This window comes from Flavobacterium nitrogenifigens (assembly GCF_003254565.1).
GTDB classification, from domain to species: Bacteria; Bacteroidota; Bacteroidia; order Flavobacteriales; family Flavobacteriaceae; genus Flavobacterium; species Flavobacterium nitrogenifigens.
In genome coordinates, this window is record NZ_QJRI01000103.1 from 1 (window position 1) to 523 (window position 523).

1 protein-coding gene is annotated in these 523 nt (G+C 40.9%); it reads left to right on the plus strand.

Annotated elements, in window-relative coordinates; all coding sequences use genetic code 11:
* The coding region (locus DM397_RS00450; RefSeq protein WP_162615429.1) for an AMP-binding protein at positions 1–523 on the plus strand (523 nt) is incomplete at both ends.

Below are 523 nucleotides of genomic sequence, written 5' to 3' on the forward strand. Positions count from 1 at the left end.
TCCGAGTGAAGAAACCATTAAAGATAAAGAGGCGTTTGTAGAATTTCTAAAACAAACGCAATCAACCGTTGTAACTTTTCCTCCGAGTTATCTAGCTTTATTAAGCAATGAAGATATCTCAGGACTAAGATGTATTATTACCGCCGGTGAATCAGCCGATCCGGGTACAGCCATGAGAGTTACAGCATCAGGAATAGCATATTACAATGCTTATGGTCCTACAGAGTGCGCCGTTTGTGTATCTATTTATCAATCAACAGGAAATGCTGTAGAGAAAAGAGTTATCCCTATTGGTAAACCTATTTCTAACACCCAGATTTACATTTTGGATGATTCCTTGCAGATTGTTCCGATAGGAACACTCGGAAAACTGTTTGTATCAGGTGCAGGAGTAGCCCGTGGGTATTTGAACAAGCCAGAGTTTACGCAGGAGAAATTCATTGCTAATCCTTTTATTGAGGGAGAAAGAATGTATGACACGGGCGATTTGGGCCGCTGGCTTTCAGATGGGAACATTGAGTTT